At 67.8% G+C, this 19679-nt stretch carries 20 protein-coding genes; 4 read left to right on the top strand and 16 right to left on the bottom strand.

The genetic code is table 11. From position 1 onward, the window contains the following. The first annotated feature begins 85 nt into the window (after positions 1 to 85). The gene (locus tag Q9Q79_RS06140; protein ID WP_005408604.1) at positions 86 to 688 is read left to right on the top strand and encodes a DUF937 domain-containing protein; all 603 of its coding nucleotides are present in this window, start codon (positions 86 to 88) and stop codon (positions 686 to 688) included. Positions 689 to 726: 38 nt separating this feature from the next. Here the strand turns inward: Q9Q79_RS06140 and Q9Q79_RS06135 are convergent, their stop codons facing one another. Next, positions 727 to 1134: an RNA-binding S4 domain-containing protein gene (locus Q9Q79_RS06135; RefSeq protein ID WP_024956742.1), complete on the bottom strand. Its 408-nt coding sequence runs from the start codon at positions 1132 to 1134 to the stop codon at positions 727 to 729. A 9-nt stretch (positions 1135 to 1143) separates the two neighbouring features. Continuing rightward, entirely contained in the window at positions 1144 to 1383 is a 240-nt protein-coding gene (locus Q9Q79_RS06130; RefSeq protein ID WP_201864046.1) for a hypothetical protein, read from the bottom strand. 62 nt (positions 1384 to 1445) lie between these two features. Between Q9Q79_RS06130 and Q9Q79_RS06125 the strand changes: the two genes are divergently transcribed. After that, positions 1446 to 2906: an MATE family efflux transporter gene (locus tag Q9Q79_RS06125; RefSeq protein ID WP_172711860.1), complete on the top strand. Its 1461-nt coding sequence runs from the start codon at positions 1446 to 1448 to the stop codon at positions 2904 to 2906. Between the two features lie 117 nt (positions 2907 to 3023). Here the strand turns inward: Q9Q79_RS06125 and Q9Q79_RS06120 are convergent, their stop codons facing one another. From Q9Q79_RS06120 to ffh, 10 genes are all read right to left on the bottom strand, one after another. Next, positions 3024 to 3434 carry a DUF1801 domain-containing protein gene (locus tag Q9Q79_RS06120; RefSeq protein WP_012479533.1) on the bottom strand — a complete coding sequence of 137 codons (411 nt, stop codon included), beginning with the start codon at positions 3432 to 3434 and terminating at the stop codon, positions 3024 to 3026. A 38-nt stretch (positions 3435 to 3472) separates the two neighbouring features. After that, the gene (locus Q9Q79_RS06115; protein ID WP_005412655.1) at positions 3473 to 3907 is read right to left on the bottom strand and encodes a DUF1801 domain-containing protein; all 435 of its coding nucleotides are present in this window, start codon (positions 3905 to 3907) and stop codon (positions 3473 to 3475) included. 80 nt (positions 3908 to 3987) lie between these two features. Further along, the gene (locus Q9Q79_RS06110; protein WP_012479532.1) at positions 3988 to 4368 is read right to left on the bottom strand and encodes a DUF6404 family protein; all 381 of its coding nucleotides are present in this window, start codon (positions 4366 to 4368) and stop codon (positions 3988 to 3990) included. An 82-nt stretch (positions 4369 to 4450) separates the two neighbouring features. After that, positions 4451 to 4852, bottom strand: a complete 402-nt coding sequence (rplS, locus tag Q9Q79_RS06105) for a 50S ribosomal protein L19 (RefSeq protein ID WP_005408597.1) — start codon at positions 4850 to 4852, stop codon at positions 4451 to 4453. A gap of 154 nt (positions 4853 to 5006) precedes the next feature. After that, entirely contained in the window at positions 5007 to 5765 is a 759-nt protein-coding gene (trmD, locus tag Q9Q79_RS06100; RefSeq protein WP_012479531.1) for a tRNA (guanosine(37)-N1)-methyltransferase TrmD, read from the bottom strand. A gap of 8 nt (positions 5766 to 5773) precedes the next feature. After that, positions 5774 to 6286, bottom strand: a complete 513-nt coding sequence (gene rimM, locus Q9Q79_RS06095; protein WP_005408595.1) for a ribosome maturation factor RimM — start codon at positions 6284 to 6286, stop codon at positions 5774 to 5776. Positions 6287 to 6330: 44 nt separating this feature from the next. Beyond that, complete coding sequence (gene rpsP / locus Q9Q79_RS06090) at positions 6331 to 6591, bottom strand: 30S ribosomal protein S16 (protein ID WP_005408594.1); 261 nt, start codon at positions 6589 to 6591, stop codon at positions 6331 to 6333. 98 nt (positions 6592 to 6689) lie between these two features. Next, positions 6690 to 7502 (bottom strand): aminotransferase class IV family protein, encoded by an 813-nt coding sequence (locus tag Q9Q79_RS06085; protein ID WP_201864045.1) that lies wholly within the window; start codon positions 7500 to 7502, stop codon positions 6690 to 6692. Continuing rightward, the gene (locus Q9Q79_RS06080) at positions 7499 to 8575 is read right to left on the bottom strand and encodes a nitronate monooxygenase (protein ID WP_049397947.1); all 1077 of its coding nucleotides are present in this window, start codon (positions 8573 to 8575) and stop codon (positions 7499 to 7501) included. Before Q9Q79_RS06080 ends, Q9Q79_RS06085 begins: the two co-directional genes overlap by 4 nt. Positions 8576 to 8666: 91 nt before the next feature. Next, a complete protein-coding gene (gene ffh, locus Q9Q79_RS06075; RefSeq protein WP_005408591.1) occupies positions 8667 to 10043 on the bottom strand; it encodes a signal recognition particle protein in 1377 nt (458 codons plus the stop codon). A gap of 122 nt (positions 10044 to 10165) precedes the next feature. Between ffh and ccsA the strand changes: the two genes are divergently transcribed. Then, a complete protein-coding gene (ccsA, locus tag Q9Q79_RS06070; protein ID WP_065183100.1) occupies positions 10166 to 10960 on the top strand; it encodes a cytochrome c biogenesis protein CcsA in 795 nt (264 codons plus the stop codon). A 100-nt stretch (positions 10961 to 11060) separates the two neighbouring features. Here ccsA and Q9Q79_RS06065 read toward each other — a convergent pair whose 3' ends face one another. From Q9Q79_RS06065 to radA, 4 genes are all read right to left on the bottom strand, one after another. Continuing rightward, positions 11061 to 11525, bottom strand: coding sequence for a hypothetical protein (locus Q9Q79_RS06065; protein WP_005408589.1), 465 nt, complete (start codon positions 11523 to 11525; stop codon positions 11061 to 11063). Positions 11526 to 11617: 92 nt separating this feature from the next. Further along, entirely contained in the window at positions 11618 to 13924 is a 2307-nt protein-coding gene (locus tag Q9Q79_RS06060) for a tetratricopeptide repeat protein (protein ID WP_099524808.1), read from the bottom strand. A 48-nt stretch (positions 13925 to 13972) separates the two neighbouring features. Further along, on the bottom strand, positions 13973 to 15829 hold the full coding sequence (locus Q9Q79_RS06055) for an ATP-binding protein (RefSeq protein WP_005408587.1): 1857 nt from the start codon (positions 15827 to 15829) through the stop codon (positions 13973 to 13975). Positions 15830 to 15950: 121 nt separating this feature from the next. Then, the gene (gene radA / locus Q9Q79_RS06050; protein WP_005408586.1) at positions 15951 to 17327 is read right to left on the bottom strand and encodes a DNA repair protein RadA; all 1377 of its coding nucleotides are present in this window, start codon (positions 17325 to 17327) and stop codon (positions 15951 to 15953) included. A 150-nt stretch (positions 17328 to 17477) separates the two neighbouring features. Here radA and Q9Q79_RS06045 point away from each other — a divergent pair, with 150 nt between their 5' ends. Continuing rightward, positions 17478 to 19535 carry a bifunctional diguanylate cyclase/phosphodiesterase gene (locus tag Q9Q79_RS06045; RefSeq protein ID WP_005412645.1) on the top strand — a complete coding sequence of 686 codons (2058 nt, stop codon included), beginning with the start codon at positions 17478 to 17480 and terminating at the stop codon, positions 19533 to 19535. The last annotated feature ends 144 nt before the right edge of the window (positions 19536 to 19679 follow it).

Here is a 19679-nt window from a genome sequence, read left to right as displayed (position 1 = left end):
GCCGCCTCCCCGTGAGGCGGCGTCGCCGTTTTAACGGTCCGCGTCGTACCTTCTGCACGCCCCACCCCAATCAAGGATTCCGCAGATGAGCCTCACCGACGAACTTCTCGCCAAACTGCAGGGCGCACCGCTGCAGCAGGTGTCGCAGCAGCTCGGCATCAGCGACACCCAGGCTTCCGGCGCGATCAGTGCCGCGCTGCCGGTGCTGATGGGCGCGCTGGGCAACAACGCCTCGCAGCCGCAGGGCGCGCAGGCGCTGCTCGGCGCGCTGCAGAACAACCACAGTGGGCTGGACCTGGGCAGCGTGCTCGGTTCGGTACTGGGCGGCGGTGGCGGTGGTGCCGCCAGCGATGGCGCCGGCATCCTCGGCCACATCTTCGGCGGCAACCAGCAGAAGGTGGAAACCGGCCTGGCCCAGGCCACCCAGCTCGACAGTGGCCGCACCAGCCAGCTGCTGCAGATCCTCGCACCGATCGTGATGGCTTTCCTCGCCCAGCGCCTCGGTGGCGGCCAGGCCGACGCCGGCTCGCTCAGCCAGGCCCTCGGCCAGGAAAAGCAGCAGGTGCAGCAGCAGGGCGGTCTTGCCGGTGGCCTGCTCGGCAGCCTGCTGGACCAGGACGGTGACGGCCAGCTCGGCGTGGGCGATCTGCTGAAGATCGGCGGCAGCCTGCTGGGCGGCAAGCGCTGAGCCAAGGGGGCGCCGGATCCGGTCTGGCGCCCTGCTGCTTACAACGCGTCGATATCGCCGAGCGCGCGGATCAACCGCCGTGCGCGCTTGTCCGGCTTGTGCTCCGGCGGCTGGAAACCATCGCGCGCCGCGATGCGCAACGCGCGCTGTTCGGCACGGCGCGCCTTGGAGGCCTCACTCTCGGCATACAACTGCTGCGCCGTCGGCGCCGGCCCGCGCTGGTCGCTCAGGCCCAGCACCTGGATCTCGAAATGCTCTTCGCCGCGGTCGACCTGCAGCTGCTCACCGACGCGCACTGCGCGTGAGGATTTCGGGCGCTGCCCGGCGACGCTGACCTTGCCGGTTTCGATGGCCTGCTTGGCCAGGCTGCGGGTCTTGAAGAAACGGGCCGCCCACAGCCAGATGTCCAGGCGGACACTGGGCGACAGCGCGGAAAGCTCGGTCATCGGCAGGGACTACTCCGTTCGCTTGTTCAGGGGACGCGGGTTGTCGGGGTCGGTGCGGCAGCCGCTGCCCCCGATCAGGGTGGGAACGCTGGCGGAAAGATCCTGGCGCTGGCTGCCGACCAGGCACTCGGGGCGGTCGGTTGGCCGCACCTGGGTATCGCCCAGCCGGTCACCTGTCGAACATGCGGCCAGCGCGGCGCCGATCAAGGCCAGCGCCAGCCTTCGCTTCACCTGCAGTCGTTGACGCATTGCCACATCCCGCAAACCGGCTTGGTGCTAGTGTGCGCCTCCCGGGATTCGATCACCACTCCATGGCCAAAGCGCCGCTTGACCTGACCTCCGGCCCGATCGGCCGCAATCTCCTGTTGTTTTCCCTGCCGATCCTGGCCGGCAACATCGCGCAGTCGCTGAACGGTTCGGTGAATGCGGTCTGGGTCGGGCGCTTCCTCGGCGAGGCGGCACTGACCGCCACCGCGAACGCCAACAACATCATGTTCTTCCTGATCGGCTCGGTGTTCGGCTTCGGCATGGCCTCGACCATCCTGATCGGCCAGGCGATCGGCGCGCGCGACATCGCGCAGGCGCGGCGCGTGGTGGGTACCAGCGCCACCTTCTTCATCGGCCTGTCAGTGATCATCGCCATCGCCGGCTGGTTCATGGCCCATCCGCTGCTGGCGGCGATGGGCACGCCGGCCGCCTCGCTGCCATTGGCCGAGGCCTACCTGCAGATCATCTTCCTGGCGATGCCGACGCTGTATGCGTTCGCCTTCCTCACCGCCGCGCTGCGCGGTGCCGGTGACTCGCGCACGCCGTTCCGTTTCCTGATGGTGTCGGTGGCACTGGACATCGTGCTGAACCCGGTGCTGATCTTCGGCATGGGGCCGTTCCCCGCGCTGGGCATCGCCGGCTCGGCCTGGGCCACGCTCGTCGCGCAGACGCTGTCGCTGGCCGGCCTGCTGCTGTACATGCGGCACAAGCGCCACACGTTGTGGCTGGGCCGCGCCGACATGCGCCTGTTCAAGCTCGACCTGACCATCCTGAAAGCGCTGGTGCTCAAGGGCGTGCCGATGGGCCTGCAGATGGTGCTGATCTCGCTGTCGGTGATCCTGCTGATGACCATGGTCAACCAGTACGGCACCGACACCGCCGCCGGTTACGGCGCTTCCCTGCAGCTGTGGAACTACCTGCAGATGCCGGCGATGGCGATCGGCGCGGCGTGCTCTTCGATGGCGGCGCAGAACGTCGGTGCACAGCGCTGGGACCGCGTACGCGGCACCGCACGCCAGGGCGTGCTGTTCAATTTCCTGCTGACCGGCGCGCTGATCCTGCCGCTGGTGCTGTTCGATCGCCAGCTGCTGGCGCTGTTCCTGCCGCCGGCCAGCCAGGCGCTGGACATTGCCCGTCACCTCAACCACGTGGTGATCGGCTCGTTCCTGTTCTTCGGCGTCAGCTTCGTGATCTCCGGCGTGGTGCGCTCCACCGGCGCGGTGATCCCGCCGCTGCTGATCCTGGCGGGTTCGCTGTGGGGCGTGCGCGTGCCGTTCGCCGAGCTGCTGCAGCCGCATTGGGGCGCCGATGCGATCTGGTGGAGTTTCCCGGTCAGCTCGCTGGTGTCGATGCTGCTGTCGTTGGCGTATTACCGCTGGGGCGGCTGGCGCAAGGCGAAGATGATGGGCAAGCCCTCGCACGCCGAGGAACTGGCCACGCCGTCGGAAATTCCGGCCTGCCCGCCGTCGCCGGTGGCCGACCCGGATGCCGCACCGCTGCGGTAGTGCCGGCCGCTGGCCGGCAACCTCATGGGCCAGTGAACGCCACGGTAGTGCCGGCCGCTGGCCGGCAACCTCACACCTCTCCAGCAGCATCGCGGCACAGCCGGCCAGCGGCCGGCTCTACCGCTTCTTCTTCTTCGCCGCGTTGAACATGGCCGCCGCGCGCATCAGCGCCTTGAACGCGGCGGCATCCGGCATCGCGCCTTCATGGATATCGATCGCGCGCCGCGTGTTGCCCTCAAGGCTGGCGTTGAACAGTCCCTTCGGATCGGCCAGCGCCGCGCCATTGGCAAACGTCAGCTTCACCGCCTGCTTGTAGGTCTCGCCGGTGCACAGGATGCCGTTGTGCTCCCACACCGGTGTACCCCGCCATTTCCAGGTTTCCTGCACGTCGGGCAGCGCCTCATGGATCAACGCACGCACGCGTGCCAGCGCTTCGCCACGCCAGTCGCCCAGTTCGGCGATGCGCGCATCGATCAGCTCGGCGGCCGGGGTTCCGGCATCGGCCGGGTTGGGTGCATGCGTGGCCATCAGCGGCTCTCGTCGGCAAGGAGATCAGAACGGTGGGCTTACATGTGTTCGCCGGGCAATGCCGCGGCCTGGCGCACCCAGTCAAGAAACCGGGCTTCATCCAGTACGCCATCCTGTGCAATGTGCAGGTAGCGCGTATCGGCACTCCTGGACGGCTCCGGCGGCACCGGTTTCAGCGCAGCGCCGCGGAAGAACGCCACCTTGATATAGCGGGTGAAGCAATGGAAGCTGAGAAACCAGCCTTCGCCCGCGGCCACCGCATACATCGGCGAGTTCCACTTCACCGCCTTGTGCACCCCGGGTACGGCCTGTTCGACCAGCGCATCCAGCCGTGCGCCGATCGGCCGCTTCCAGTCCGGCATCGCCGCGATATAGGCCTGTACCGTGGCATCGCCCTCGCCCTTGGCGATCTGCGGATTACCGCCTGACAACAGCTTGGGCGCAGCGGAAGGTGCGGTTCGCTTGGCAGGCATCGCACGGCACGTCCATCGGGATGATGCCGGCAGCCTACCGCGGCCTGTGCCGGGCGGTCACGGCGCAGTGCGCCATCGGCTCAGTCCGCCTGCCCCGCGCGGAACTGGCGCCACTCCGGTAATTTGCGGTGACGGCGCAGCGAGCGCATCAAGCCGGCCATCACCACGCCGAACAGCGCACCAGCCAACAGGCCGGCCGCCAGCAGCAAGGCCAGCGGACGCTCACTGCCCTGCCACAGCATCAGCCACATCAGTGCGGTCCAGAACAGCCCGAACAACAGGCCCTGCACCAGCGCATTGGTACCGAAGCCGGCCAGGATTGGCGGTGGCAGTGCGATGCCCATGCGCCACAGCAGGCGATGCAGCAACGGCGCCGACTGCACACGCGCCAGCCCCTTGCCGTCGAGGAAGCGCAACGCCGACTGGATCACGGCGGGATAGCGCGGGTTGATGTCGTTCATCACCTGATCGTGGCCGATGCGATGCCGGAAACGCAAACGGCCACCCGAAGGTGGCCGTCGCGGCAACAACCGAAGTTGTTTATCAGGCCTTTTCGGCCAGACGGGCAGCCTTGGCGGCAGCAGCGGCAGCCAGGTCTTCCTTGATGCGGGCAGCCTTGCCTTCCAGGCCACGCAGGTAGTACAGCTTGCCGGCGCGGACCTTACCACGACGCTTCACTTCGACCGAGTCGATGATGGCGCTGTGGGTCTGGAACACGCGCTCGACGCCGTAGCCGTGCGAGATCTTGCGCACGGTGAACGAGGAGTTCAGGCCGGCGTTCTTGGTGGCGATGACGACGCCTTCGTAGGCCTGCACGCGCTCGCGGCTGCCTTCCTTCACCTTCACGTTGACGACAACGGTGTCGCCCTGGCTGAACTTCGGCAGTTCACGGGTGATCTGGGCGGATTCGAATTCCGCGACGATGGACTTGTTCAGCTTGCTCATGGGTTACACCGATTCTTGTTCGGGTGGGCGTGTCATGTAGACAACGTGGGCTCATGCAGTCACCGGACTGTGCTGCACGTTTGTTGTGGATACTGCGCGCGCCGGCCTGGGCTGGCGGTAATTGGCCATGATAGCCGATAAAGCCGGCCCTGCGCTAGGGGTCGGCCTTCTGTTTCTGGACCTGACGGCCCTGTTCCAGCAGCGTGCGGTCGGCCTTGCCCAGCGCCTGTTCATCCAGCAGGTCCGGGCGCCGCTGGGCGGTACGGACCAGCGACTGCTGGCGGCGCCACGCGGCGATGGCCGCATGGTTGCCTGAGCGCAGCACGTCCGGCACGTCGCCCAGAGGGTGCTGGGCCGGCTGGCTGTAGTGCGGACAGTCGAGCAGGCCCAGATCACCTTCGAAGCTGTCCTGGGCCGCTGATTCAGCGTCATTCAGGGCCCCGTCCTGCAGGCGGGCCACGGCGTCGATGATGACCGCCGCACCCAGCTCGCCACCCGACAGCACGTAGTCGCCGAGGGAGATTTCCTCGTCGACATTGGCTTCCAGGAAACGCTCGTCGATGCCCTCGTAGCGGCCACAGAGCAGGACCATGCGCGGCAATGCCGCCAGTTCCCGCACCTTGGCCTGGGTCAACGGCGCCCCCTGCGGGCTGAGATGGATCACCCGCGCCGGGGTCGGATCAGCATCGCGGATCGCCTGCAGGCAGGCCTGCAACGGCTCGATCAGCATCACCATGCCCGGGCCGCCACCGAATGGACGGTCGTCCACCCGGCGGTAGTTGCCTTCGGCGTAATCACGGGGATTCCAGCCATGCAGGCTGAACAACCCCTTCTCCTGCGCGCGCCCGACCACGCCCAGTCCAGCGGACTGGGCGAGGAACTCGGGGAACAGGGTGATGACGTCGAAACGCATGCTCACACTCAGAACTCGGGATCCCAGTCGACCACGACCAGGTTGGCCTCAAAATCGACCGACTTGACGAAGTCCGGCTGCACGAACGGGATCATCCGCTCGCGGTCACCTCGGACCACCACCACGTCGTTGGCGCCGGTGCTGAACAGGTGCGAGACCTGGCCCAGGGCAACGCCCTCGGTGGTCTTCACGTCCAGGCCTTCCAGGTCCACCCAGTAATACTCATCGGGCTTCGGCGGTGGCAGGGCACTGCGGGCCACGTAGATCTCGGTGCCGCGCATCGCTTCGACGGTATCGCGGTCCTCGACGCCGGGGAACCGGGCGACCAGGTGCTTGCCACTGTCGCGGCCACGCACACCTTCAATCGTGGTTTCCACGCCGGACGGGCTGCGCACGATCCACGGCTGGTAACGGAAAATGGCGGAACGTGGCTCGGTCCAGGACTCGAGCTTGATCTCGCCGCGCACACCAAAAGCGCCGACAACCCTGCCCAGCAGGATGCGGCGCTCGATATCTTTCATCTGCTTCAACCAAGAGGGCCACGCCGAAGCGTGGCCCGTCAGGATCAGGCCGCAGCGGCCTGGGACTTGGTCGCTTCCTTGATCAGGTTGCGGACCTTGTCGGTCGGCTGGGCGCCGTTCTTGACCCAATGGTCAACGCGGGCCAGGTCCAGCTCGATGCGCTTCTCGCCGCCCTGGGCGACCGGGTTGTAGAAACCAACGCGCTCGATGTTGCGGCCGTCGCGCGCACTGCGCACGTCGGTGACGATGATGTGGTAGAACGGACGCTTCTTGGCGCCGCCGCGGGTCAGTCGAATCTTGACCATGGTGTTTTTCCTATTGCCCAGTCGCCAGGATGGCGAGGTAAGCGGGCGATTATAGCGGCAGAGTCCGGCCGAGCCAACCCCGGGGGGTTCGCTTGGGGTCAGATCCCTTTTGCGGCGCAAAAGGGATCTGGCCCCAGCCCCTGCCAAGCCACCGCCGCCAGCACCGCCCTGCCCTGTTCAGCCAGCGCCTGCGAGCTTGGCAGGAGATGCCCGTCGATGGCCTCCAGCGCCCACAGGCCGCTGGCGTTGCAGGCAAAAGCGGCCTTCACACTGCCCAGTTCAGCCAGCGCCAACGGCCGCGTCAACTGCGCATCGGGCCAATGCCGCTTCAGCAGCGCTTCGGCCGTACCGCGCAGGGCCGGCGCCTGCGGCCAGAGCAGCCGTTCACCATCGTGCACGGCCAGATTCCAGGTGCTGCCTTCACTCACGTCGCCATCAGCGGTCACGAACAGCACATCGTCGAATCCTTCGGCCATCGCCGCTCGGCGCTCGGCGAACAGGCCAAACGTGCCCACGTGCTTGATCTGCGGCATTTCGCGCTGCCAGACCACGCTGCGCACGCGCTTGGGCGCGACCAGGGCCACCGGCGCTGATACTGCCACCAGCACGTCCACCGGCACCGCCGCCAGCGGGTTGCGGAAATCGAACCGGCGCGAGTACACCGTCACCCGCAGCGAGGCATCGGCCAGGCCGGCCAGTTGCAGGGCCTGTGCCATCCAGGTCTGTACCTGCACCGTATCCAGCTCGCTGCCGAACAGTGCACGCGTCGCCTGTGACAGCCGCGCCAGATGCAGGTCCAGTCCCTGCACCGCGTGGTCGCGCACCTGCAGCGAGGTGAAATGGCCGTAGTTGACCAGCGCCGGCAGCAGATCCTCGACCTGTGCCGGCAGGCCGTTGCAGGTCACCGTCATCGCAGCAGCGCCTGCGCCTGGCTCCACATGCCGCGCAGCACGTCGGCGGCCGGCTGTGCCGGCGCCATCCACGCCGACTGCCCGGCCCAGGCCTGCATCGCCGCCAGGCGGTTTTCCTGCGCGGCCTGCTTGCGCATCGGCGCGGTCAGCCCGCGCTGCACCGGGTACGGGCGTGGCGGCGGGGCGCCTTCTGCGGCAGCGGCGCGCACATAGGCGGTCGCCAGGCCGCGGCCCAGGCGGCCGCTGAAAGCGCGGGTCGGCCAAGTGTCTTCCGGTTCGCTGGCGGCCAGCCCATCGGCCCACGCCGAGGCGATCGCGGCTTCGGGCGTGCGCAGGAACGCGGTGCCGATCTGCACCGCGCTGGCCCCCAGCGTGAGCGCGGCCGCGATACCGCGGCCATCGGCGATACCGCCGGCGGCAATCACCGGGATCTGCAGGTGATCGGCCAGGCGCGGCAGCAGCGCGAACAGGCCGACCAGCTGGCGCTCGGCCATCGCCGGATCGAACGCACCGCGATGGCCGCCCGCTTCCATGCCCTGCGCCACCACCGCATCGGCACCGGCGTCCTGTGCTGCACGCGCTTCGGACAAGGTGGTCGCGCAGGCGATCCAGGCAATGCCGGCATCCTTCAACTGCTGCACGTAGCGCGGCAGCAACACACCCATGATGGTCGAGGCCACCGCCGGGCGTGCGGCCAGCAGTGCGGCGAACTGTTCTTCGAAGTCGGCGGGCGTGGCATCGGCGGCGCTGGCCGGCACGTCCGGGCCCCACTGCGCCAGGAAGGCGCGGCTGGCAGCCTCGGCGGCAACGTCACGGGTCGGCACCGGATCCGGCACCCACAGGTTCACCTGCGCCGGGCCGGTCGAAGCGGCGCGGAAATCGTCCATCCAGCGACCGATATCGGCCGAAGAGGACAACACCGCGCCCATCGCGCCCATGCTGCCGGCATTGGCCAGCGCGGCCGACAGCGGCACCGGGCAGGCACCGGCCATCGGTGCCAGCAGGATCGGAAGCTGCAATGAAAAACGCCGACAGAAGGTGTCGGCGCGTTCAAGAATCGGCGATGCATTCACGCGACATACCTGTTGGAGAAGTCGCCATCCAGCATACGCCAGTCATTGTGACCGGGCCCGCGTCGCAATGCGCGCCGGCCCCGTCGCTGCATCAACGGAACGGCATGCCGCGGCCGCCCATGGCGCCCATCATGCCCTTCATGCTGCGCAACATGCCCTTCATGCCGCCGCCGGCCATCTTGCTCATCATCTTTTCCATCTGCATGTACTGCTTCATCAGCTTGTTGACGTCAGCCGGCGTCACGCCCGAGCCCTTGGCGATGCGCGCGCGGCGCGAGCCGTTCAGCAGGTTCGGGTTGCGCCGTTCCTTCTTGGTCATCGAGCTGATGATGGCGATCATGCGCGGCACTTCCTTGCCCTGGCTGACCTGCTGCTTCAGATGGTCGGGGATGTTGCCCAGGCCCGGCAGCTTGTCCATCAGGCCGCCGATGCCGCCCATGTTCTGCATCTGCTCGAGCTGGTCACGCATGTCGTTCAGGTCGAACTTCTTGCCCTTGGCGACCTTCTCGGCCAGCTTGGCCGCCTTGTCCTTGTCGACCTGCTGCTCGACCTGCTCGACCAGCGACAGCACGTCGCCCATGTCGAGGATGCGGCTGGCGATACGGTCCGGGTGGAACACGTCCAGGCCTTCCGGCTTTTCGCTGACGCCGACGAACTTGATCGGCTTGCCGGTGATGTAGCGCACGCTCAGCGCGGCACCGCCACGGGCGTCACCGTCGGTCTTGGTCAGCACCACGCCGGTCAGCGGCAGGGCGTCGCCGAAGGCCTTGGCGGTGTTGGCCGCGTCCTGGCCGGTCATGGCGTCGACCACGAACAGGGTTTCGGCCGGGTTCACCGCAGCGTGCAGGGCCTTGATCTCGGCCATCATCGCTTCGTCGATGGCCAGGCGGCCGGCGGTATCGACCAGCAGCACGTCGACGAACGACTTGCGCGCGTCGTCGATGGCGGCACGGACGATGGCTTCCGGCTTCTGGTCGGCACTGGACGGGAAGAACAGCACGCCGACCTGCTCGGCCAGGGTCTTCAGCTGTTCGATCGCGGCCGGACGGTAGACGTCGGCCGAGACCACCATCACCTTCTTCTTGCGCTTTTCCTTCAGGTGCTTGGCCAGCTTGCCCACCGTGGTGGTCTTGCCGGCGCCCTGCAGGCCCGCCATCAGGATGATGGCCGGCGCGGGCACATTGAGGTTCAGGTCGCTGGCTTCGGCGCCCATCACCGCGGTCAGCTCGTCGCGCACGACCTTGATCAGGGCCTGGCCCGGGGTCAGCGACTTCAGCACTTCCTGGCCGACCGCTCGTACCTTGATGCGCTCGATCAGGGCCTGCACCACCGGCAGCGCAACGTCGGCTTCGAGCAGCGCGATGCGCACTTCGCGGGTCGCCTCGCGGATGTTCTCCTCGGTCAGGCGGCCACGGCCACGCAGGCGCTCGATGGTGCCGGAAAGGCGCTGGGTCAGGGACTCGAACATGCGGCGCAACCTGTCTGAAAGCGGGGGACAATAAGGCAGACAGTATAACGGGTCCGGCTGTCTCCCCGGACTGCGGCCACGGGGCCGTCGCCACCACCGCAGGGGTATGCGAAACTGCAACGATGACAATCGTTCTCATCGCCGTCCTGCTCTACCTGGCTGCCAGTGCCCTGCTGGTGCGCGCGCTCGGTCGCGATGAAACCACCGGCTCGCCCACCTGGCTGTGGCCGGCCCTGCCGGCGATGCTGCTGCATGGCAGCTACCACGTGATGGTGGCGATGCGCACCAACGGCGGGCCGGACATGCACTTTTTCGCCGCGCTGTCGCTGGTCGGCCTGGGCATGGCCTGGCTGACCTCGCTGGTCGGCGCGCGCGGGCGGATGTCGGCGCTGGGCGTGGTGGTGTTCCCGCTGGCTGCCGTGCTGCTGCTGGCCTACCACGGCTACGGCCACGAACCGAGCAAAGTACTGGGCTGGCGCCTGGCCAGCCACGCCTGGCTGGCGCTGCTGGCCTACGCCACGCTGAGCATCGCCGCGCTGCTGGCAATCATGCTGTGGCTGCAGGAACGCGCACTGCGTCGCCGCGAGTTCCGGCCTTGGCTGCGGGCGCTGCCGCCGCTGGCCGACCTGGAATCACTGCTGTTCCGGGTGATCACCGTCGGCTTCGCGCTGCTGACCCTGACCCTGGTCACCGGCGTGCTGTTCGTCGACGACCTGCTGGCACAGAAGCTGGTGCACAAGACCGTGCTGAGCGTGCTGTCCTGGATCGTGTTCGGCGTGCTGCTGATCGGCCGCCGCCGCTACGGCTGGCGGGGCATGAAGGCGGTGCACTGGACGCTGGCGGCAATGCTGTTGCTGCTGCTGGCGTTCTTCGGCAGCCAGTTCGTGATCGAACTGGTGTTCGGGCATTCCCGATAGCGGCGTGCCGACCAACGGTCGGCATCCACCCCAACATCACCCGGTAGTGCCGGCCGCTGGCCGGCAACTGGACCGCACCCTGCGTGGATGCTGCCGCCGATCAGGGCACCGGCTGCGCCAGGATCTTCCGCACCGAACGGCCGCTGTTGGTGAGGATGTCATCGACCTGCCAGCAGCCCTGGCCCTGGCGCACCATCGGCAACCGGGTCACGTAGGCCTTCTTCCAGACCAAATAGCGCATTTCTACCTGGCCGGTGGTCGCCGAGGCCTCTTTCCAGCTGTAACGCACGGGGCTGTCGATGTCGCCATCCTGCGCATCCAGCCACGGATCGGAATCGATCGTGCAGATGCCCTCCTCGCGCTGCTGGCAGGCACGCTCATCACGCAGCGCCTTGCCGAAGGCCGCGCTGACCAGCGCGGCCGGCGGATCCAGCAGATCACCGTTGCCAGTCGTCGCCTCGTAGAAGGCGCGGGCCACAGCCGCAGGCTCCCGGCAGGCGGGAGCAGCCTGCACGGTGGGGGCCAGCAGCAGCCCGGTGATCACGAGCATCCCTGTCTTTCGCATGTATTTCTCCTTGAGGGAGTGCCGGCCGCTGGCCGGCACTACAGGATATCCCGGTGCTGCCGGCCAGCGGCCGGCACTACCCGATACCCGGCTTACAACCCGTAACGCTCGATCACGTCCAGGTGCGGCTGGCGATCCTGGTTGCAGGCTTCGGCCAGGCGCAGCCAGCAATGCGGATGCGGCCACGTCGCGGTCTGCTGCTGGAGGAAGCGGTGCAGCGCCAGCGGTGCATGGTCCTGCGGCTGGGCCACGGTGAACAGCAGGCCGGGCAGCGTGCCGTCTTCCACATCGGGGTCGGTGACGGTGTAGTCCGGGCGGCTGTGCGACCACACCTTCCAACCCTGTGCTTCGGCCGCCTCGACGAAGACGTTCCAGGCCTCTTCGCCCGGGTGCGCGCCATCGATCATCCAGCTGCGGGCGTAGCCGCCGCGTTCCAGCACATGCACCTGCGCATAGGTCGGGATGAAATGCTCGCGTGCTTCCTCCTCCTCGGGTGCCGGATGCACCAGCGCGGCATCGAACACCACCCAGTCGCCCACCTGCTGGGCGCGGTTGGAAGGCGCGTTCTCGACGATGCGCGCGGTCACCGGCCCGCTGCGACGGGCGTAGTACTCCATCGGCTCACCGTTCTCTTCGCTGCGGATGATCACCCAGCCCCACGGCTCTTCGACCACGCCTTCCAGGCTGGACAGCTCCATGCCGATCGCCTTCGCCGAGCGACGCACGGCGTCCCAATCCCGCGCCGCGCTGGCGGCACTCATGTGGTCCCAATGCGCGGCATTCGGATCTTCCAGCAATTCAACCAGCTGCGCATAGCAGGCCTGTGCTTCGCTGAAGCGGCCGGTTTCCATGTACATGCGCGCCAGCGTGCCGCGCGCGCCGTGCGAGCCCGGAGACAGCTCCAGCAGGGATCGGGCCGCCTGCTCCAGCGCCGGCCAGTCGGACACGCGGCGTGCACGCTGCACCTCGCACCAGTGCGCGAACACCGGCACGCTGCCGCGATAGAGATCGGCCAGCTGGCGCAGGCCATCGTCGTCGCCCTGTTCGGCCAGCCAGCGCATCAACGTGTAGGCCGCGGGACCATCGTTCTGCGCATGGCTGCGTACGAACCGCCACAGCAGCGCGCGCGCCTCGGGCTGCGCGCCGCAGGCATTGAGTGCGCTGGCCGCCATCTCGGCCAGCGCCTCGTCATCGGGCAACTCGGCATGCGCCTGCAGCAACCACTGCGCTTCGCGCTCGGGATCGCGCGACTGGTTCTGTTCGCCCTGCGCGTCCAGCCATGCCAGCAGCTCGCCCGCCGGCACCGGCAGCGGTGCGACATCCGGCAACGCGTCGATGCGCGCGGCCAGGCCGGCCACCAGCGCCGCAGCACCACGATCCTGGCGCAGCTGCGCCAGATGCGTGCGGGCCAGTTCCAGCTGCCGCAGTGCCACCCAGCGCGCACCACGCTGCAGCGCCAGCTCCAGGCTCAGCGCTGCCACTTCGATCAGCAGGCGATGCGATCCGACCCGGGCAAAGTGCTCGATGATCGTGTTGAAGCGCGTGCCCAGATCCCAGGTATTGCGCGCAGGATCCCGCTGGCAGAGCGCGGCGGCGGTGTTGGCCCACAGGCGCCAGTAGTTCGGAGTCAGCTCGCTCCACGGCACCAGCTGCTGCAGCGCCTCTTCGTCGCGGCCCAGCTGGGCCAGCGCCCAGGCCTTGGACAGGCGGCGCGGCACCGTGCAGTTGGCCGGCTCGTATTCTCCGGACGCAGCAACTTCGGCCTCCCGCTTTTCGATCAGTGCCAGTGCCTCATCGGCACGGCCCATTCCCAGCAGGATCTTGATCTGCATCTCCGGGAAGCTGTCGAACACTTCCTTGCCACAGGCCTCCACGGCATCGGCCTGCGCCTGCAGGTAATCCAGCGCCGCCTGGCCACGACCATCATCGAGCAGCGCATCGGCCTTCTCGCAGCTCAGGCACTGGAAACAGGCCCAGCTCGGGTCGATGCGACCCAGTGTTTCATCGCAGACCTCGATGCGCTCGGGCACCCAGCCCGGGCCATCGATGTTGCCATAGCAGGCAGCCAGATCCTGGGTCACGCAGATCGACTGCGGGCATTCCAGCGTGTCCTCACGGTGCGCACGTTCGAACAGCGCCACCGCTTCGCCCAGCGCGCTCTCGCCTTCGACGCGGTTGCCGACGCGGTTGCGCAGCGCCCAGTGGCCGACATAGACGTCGACCCACGGGTTGTCCAGCGCCTTGCCCAGCGCACGCGCTTCGGGCAGCAATGCATCGACGCGGTCGATCTGCAGTTCACTCACCTCGTCGGCGAGACGGTTCAGCAGGTGCGCGTTCTGCGCCTGGCCGGCCTGGCGCAGGTCACCCTGCAGTTTTTCGACCCAGTTCCAGATGTCCATGGGGTAAGTGCTCCTGTCTAGCAAAGGCTGGATGAGAAGGTACGGTGCTCAGCGCAGCATCTGCTGCAGGGCACCGGCAATATCGGTAAAGGCGCCGTTGAGATCCGGGCCGGGCGTAGCGTTCGCGCGTGCCAGCGGGCGGCCCTGCGCGGCGACGATGATCTTCAGTGAGCGCAGCAGACGGGCTGCGGCTTCGGCCTGTGGATGCCCCTCGCGCTGGGCGCGCAGCAGCGCCTGCACTGCCGGGTTGTCGAGATTGAGGTACAGCCGCGACGGCGCGCGCGACTCGATGCGTGCGGTGAACTGCCGGGCCAGGCGCAGCGCGGCCATCGACACGCGCTTGTCGTTCTCGTCGTCTTCCAGGCGCTGCTTCAGCTCGGCTTCGCGGTCGGGCACCACCACCACCGGCAGCGACTCGGGGCTGAAGCGTGCCGGCAGCAACTGTTCGCCGTCGCCCAGCTGCTCGCGCAGCCATGCCAGCTGCGCCTCGTCGAGGCTGTCATCGCTTCGGAACAGTGCACGGTTACCCTGCTCGGTCCCCAGTTCAACCAGGCGCAGGCCCTTGGCCTGGGCCCAGCGACGCAGGAACGGCACGACTGCATAGCGGTGGCCATGCGCGACCGGTACCCCCATCGCGCGGAACAGCATCTCCTCGAAGCCACCGCCATTGTCGAGAATCACATGCACGGCACCACGCGCCGGCAGCGCACTGGCCGGCAGGTCGCCCTGCGAAGTCGGCACGCGCACGTGCTCCAACAGCAGGTCGAACAGGCGGTCATCGCACAGCGCCGCGCCCAGCAAGGCCTCATTATGGCGCGTGAGAACGCGTCGCCAGGCTTCCGGCTGCTGCCGTGCGACGTCGGCCAGGCCATCAATCAGCGCCTCCAGCAGCGCGTGCTGCACGGCCCGGTACTGGTCATCGCGCTGCAGGTCTTCGCGGCTGGCGGTGGGCGTCAGCCGCGAGGATTCGATCACCCCGCCGATGAAACCGGCCCACGGCGGCAGCAGGTCGCGCGCATCGTCGTCCAGCAGCATGCCGCGCACGAACACCGAAAGATTGCGGTTGTCACTGGTGCCGTAGGTAGCGCCATCCTGGACCCACAACAGGCCGGTGGCATCGCTGTCGCCATCCGCGCGCAGTGGCACGGTGACGATCGGCTCGAAATCGTGCTCGAAGCGCGCAGCGAACTGCAGCGCCTGGCGACGCGCCTGTACCGGATGCACGACGACGTCACCCTGGCTGCGCCACGGCGGCGGCTCGGGGTTGAGCGCCTCGGCCGCAGCACCAATGAAGATCGGCTCGGACAGCAGCGCGCAATAGCGGCCCAGCACCTCGTGCAGGCGCGCCTCGTTGGCCAGCGGCAGGAAATCCGAATGCAGCTCCAGTTCCACCTCGGTGCCAACCGCGCGCGCCGGCATTTCGCTGACGGTGTACTGCTCGGCATTGCTGGACACGTACAGATGACCCAGTTCCGGCGTCTGGTACGAGGTGGTACGCACGCTGACCCTGCGCGCCAGCACGAAGGCCGACAGGAACCCGAGGCCGAACATGCCGATCAGGCCTTCATCGTCCTCCCCGCCCTGGCGCAGGCCCCGGGTGTAGCCGACGCCCACGGTAGCCAGGTAGTCATGGATTTCCTGGCGGGTCAGGCCGGCACCGGTATCGGTGATGCGCAGCACGCCGGCAGCGGCATCGACCTGCACCGAGATGCGCGACGGCACTTCGATGCCAGGCTGCTCGATGCGGCGACGGATGATCGAGTCATGCGCGTTCTGCACCAGCTCACGCAGCGCCACCACCGGGGTGGAATACAGGTGCTTGCCCAGCACCGTCATCAATCCATTGAGATCGACCCCTGCGCGACGGATTTCGGCGTTGGGGGCGGTGAGCGTGGTGTCCTGCATGTAATCGTTTACTCCTGGGCACGGAAAGACGCCAGAGGGCGCCTTCGTCGAGCGGGAAAAACTAGCACAGGCAGGCTGACCGTTGCCGTATACGACGCTTGTAGAGGCAGAGCCCCGCGCATCACGCCGCGTCGATGGCCTCGGACAGGCGCTCCACCGCGATCACTTCCATGCCCTTCACCGAACCGCCCTTGGGCGCGTTGGCCTTGGGCACGATGGCGCGCTTGAAACCATGGGTGGCCGCCTCGCGCAGGCGGTCCTCGCCGTTGGGCACCGGGCGGATCTCGCCGGACAGGCCAACCTCGCCAAAGGCAATCGTCTTTTCCGCCAGCGGCCGGTCCTGCAGCGAGGACAGCACCGCCAGCAGCACCGGCAGGTCGGCCGCGGTCTCCTGTACGCGGATACCCCCGACCACATTGACGAACACGTCCTGGTCGCCGACCAGCACGCCGCCGTGACGGTGCAGCACGGCCAGCAACATGGCCAGGCGGTTCTGCTCCAGGCCGACCGCGACACGGCGCGGGTTCGACAGCGGCGATGCATCGACCAGTGCCTGCACCTCCACCAGCAGGGGCCTCGTGCCCTCGCGGGTGACCATCACGCAGCTGCCCGGCTGATGGGTGCTGCCGCCGGACAGGAAGATGGCCGATGGATTGGAGACTTCCTTCAGGCCCTTGTCCCCCATCGCGAACACGCCCAGTTCGTTGACCGCACCGAAGCGGTTCTTGAACGCGCGCAGCAAACGGAAGCGGCTGCCGCTCTCGCCTTCGAAGTACAGCACCGCATCGACCATGTGTTCGAGCACGCGCGGGCCGGCGATGCCGCCCTCCTTGGTCACGTGGCCGACCAGGAACACGGCGGTGCCGGTCTCCTTGGCGAAACGCACCAGCCGCGCCGCGCTCTCGCGCACCTGGCTGACCGAACCCGGCGCGGCGGTCAGGCTCTCGGTCCACAGGGTCTGCACCGAATCGGCCACGATCAGCCGCGGGCCCGCCCTGGAGGCATGCTGCAGGATCGACTCGACGCCGGTCTCGGCCAGCGCGTTGACCCCATCCAGTGGCAGTTCCAGCCGGTGCGCACGACCGGCCACCTGCGCCAGCGACTCCTCGCCGGTGACGTACAGCACCGGCAGTTCGGCCGCCATCTTTGCCACTGCCTGCAGCAGCAGGGTCGACTTGCCGATGCCCGGGTCACCGCCGACCAGCACCACCGCGCCCTCGACCAGGCCACCGCCGAGCACGCGGTCGAACTCGCCGATGCCGGTGCTGACCCGGCGGTGCTCGGTCTGCTCCACGTCCTTCAGCGCGGTGATCTTCGGCGGATCGATCTTGCCCGCCCAACCCGCCCGGCGCGACGCCGGCGCCTTGGCCGCCGCCGCGCTCTCCAGCACGATTTCCGACAGCGAGTTCCAGGCGTTGCACTCGGTGCACTGGCCCTGCCACTTGCTGAATTCGGCGCCGCATTCATTGCAGACGTAGGCGGTGCGGGCTTTGGCCATCGGATGATTTCCAGCAACGGGAACAGGCGTGGCAGGATAGCCGAGCCGGGTCGCAGGTGCTGCGACCGCTCAAGTCCCGCCTGCCCGCGCCGATAGCTGTCGCGGGCGTGCGCCTTGCGGGCGCCCCCTCCCTCCCCCTCTGGATTCAACATGACTGGCAGTTACAGTCAGAGCCTGGTCGCCATCTCCCTGCTGGTGGCCATTCTTGCTTCGTACACGGCGCTGGACATGGCCGGCCGCCTGGCCACCGCCGAGGGCCGCGTGGCCCGCTGGTGGCTGGCCGGCGGCGCGGCGGCGATGGGCCTGGGTATCTGGTCGATGCATTTCATCGGCATGCTGGCCTTCGACCTGCCGATTCCGGTCGGCTACGACCTCGGCATCACCCTGTACTCGCTGGCCGTGTCGATCGGCGCCTCGGCCTATGCGCTGTGGCTGGTGTCGCGGTCCAGCCTGCCCTGGCGACGTCTGCTGGCCGGCGCCGTGCTGATGGGCCTGGGCATTGCCACCATGCACTACCTGGGCATGGCCGCGATGCGCATGCAGCCGGGCATCGACTATCACCCGGGCTGGTTCGCTGCCTCCATCGCGGTTGCCATCGGCGCCGCCGGTGCGGCGCTGTGGATTGCCTTCCGCCTGCGTGCCGAGCAGCGCAACACCACGCGCCTGCGCCTGCTCGCCTCACTGGTGATGGGCCTGGCCATCGTCGGCATGCACTACACCGGCATGGCCGCGGCGCGCTTCCCGGAGGGCAGCATCTGCGGCGCGGTCGGCAGCGGCGGCATCGACACGCGTTGGCTGGCGGTGCTGGTGATCGTCACCACGGTGGCGACCCTGGGCATCGCCCTGGTGGCCTCGCTGTTCGACCGGCAGATGCGCGTGCGCACCGGGCTGCTGGCCGATTCACTGGCACACGCCAACGACAGGCTGATCCAGGCCGCCCTGCACGACCCGCTGACCCAGCTGCCCAACCGCATGCTGCTGCAGGACCGCATCGAGCAGGCCATCGAGAAGGCGCGGCGGCGCAACCAAGCGGTGGCGGTGATGTTCTGCGACCTGGACGGCTTCAAGGCGGTCAATGATGCGTACGGACACCAGCTGGGAGATCGCCTGCTGGTGGCGGTGGCGCAGCGTATCGGCGGCCTGCTGCGGCCACAGGACACCTTCGCCCGCCTCGGCGGCGACGAGTTCGTGATCGTGCTGGCCATCGATGTTCCCGACGATGCAGTGGTGGTCGCCGAGCGGATCATCGCGGCGGCGGGCGAACCGTTCCTGCTGGATGCAGCCGAGCTGCAGGTCAGCGCCAGCCTGGGCATCGCCCTGTATCCGGCTGATGCCGGCAACGAGCGCGAGCTGATGGCACACGCCGATGCGGCGATGTACCACACCAAGGAGACCGGCCGGAACGGCTATACGTTCTTCACCCCCTCGATGCAGCTCAGTGCCAACCGCCAGCTGCGCCTGCTGCAGGACCTGCGCAAGGCCATCGCCCGCGACGAGCTGGTGCTGCACTACCAGCCCAAGTTCCCTGCCGCCGGCGCACCGGCCACCGGCGCCGAAGCGCTGCTGCGCTGGCAGCATCCCGAGCTGGGCCTGCTGGCGCCGGATGTGTTCATTCCCATCGCCGAACGCAGCGGTCTGATCCTGCCGATCGGTGACTGGGTACTGGACCGTGCCTGTGCACAGCTGCGCGCGTGGCACGATGCCGGACATTCCGAATGGTCGATGGCGGTGAACCTGTCACCGTTGCAGTTCGCCTCGCCGGCGCTGCTGGACAGTGTGCGCGAAGTGCTGCAACGGCACCGCATCGAGCCGGCGTGCCTGACCCTGGAGATCACCGAGACCACGGCGATGAAGGACGTGGACGCCAGCCTGGCGATTCTCAACGACCTGACCGCGATGGGCGTGCACATTGCCATCGACGACTTCGGCACGGGCTATTCCAGCCTGCTCTACCTGAAGCGCATGCCTGCCACCGAACTGAAGATCGACCGCGCGTTCGTGCACGATCTGGAATGCAATGAAGAGGATGCCGCCATCGTCTCGTCGATCATCGCGCTGGGGCGCACCCTGCAGTTGCAGGTGGTGGCAGAGGGTGTGGAGACGCAGGCACAGCGCGAGTACCTGAGCGAACTGGGGTGTGATCAATTGCAGGGTTACCACCTGGGCCGACCGATGGACGCCGAGGAATTCCTGCGCCGGGTGGGGTGAGACCCCATCCACGCATGGCGTGGATCTCCTGGTAGAGCCGGCCGCTGGCCGCCTTCCCGCAATTGCCGGCCAGCGGCCGGCACTACCACCCTGTGCCGGCCATGCCAGGTGGGATAAGGCCGATGGCTTTGGGGTCGGATCCCT

It is taken from the genome of Stenotrophomonas sp. a6 (genome assembly GCF_030913325.1).
GTDB classification, from domain to species: domain Bacteria; phylum Pseudomonadota; class Gammaproteobacteria; order Xanthomonadales; family Xanthomonadaceae; genus Stenotrophomonas; species Stenotrophomonas maltophilia.
This window is presented reverse-complemented; position numbering and strand designations above follow the sequence as displayed.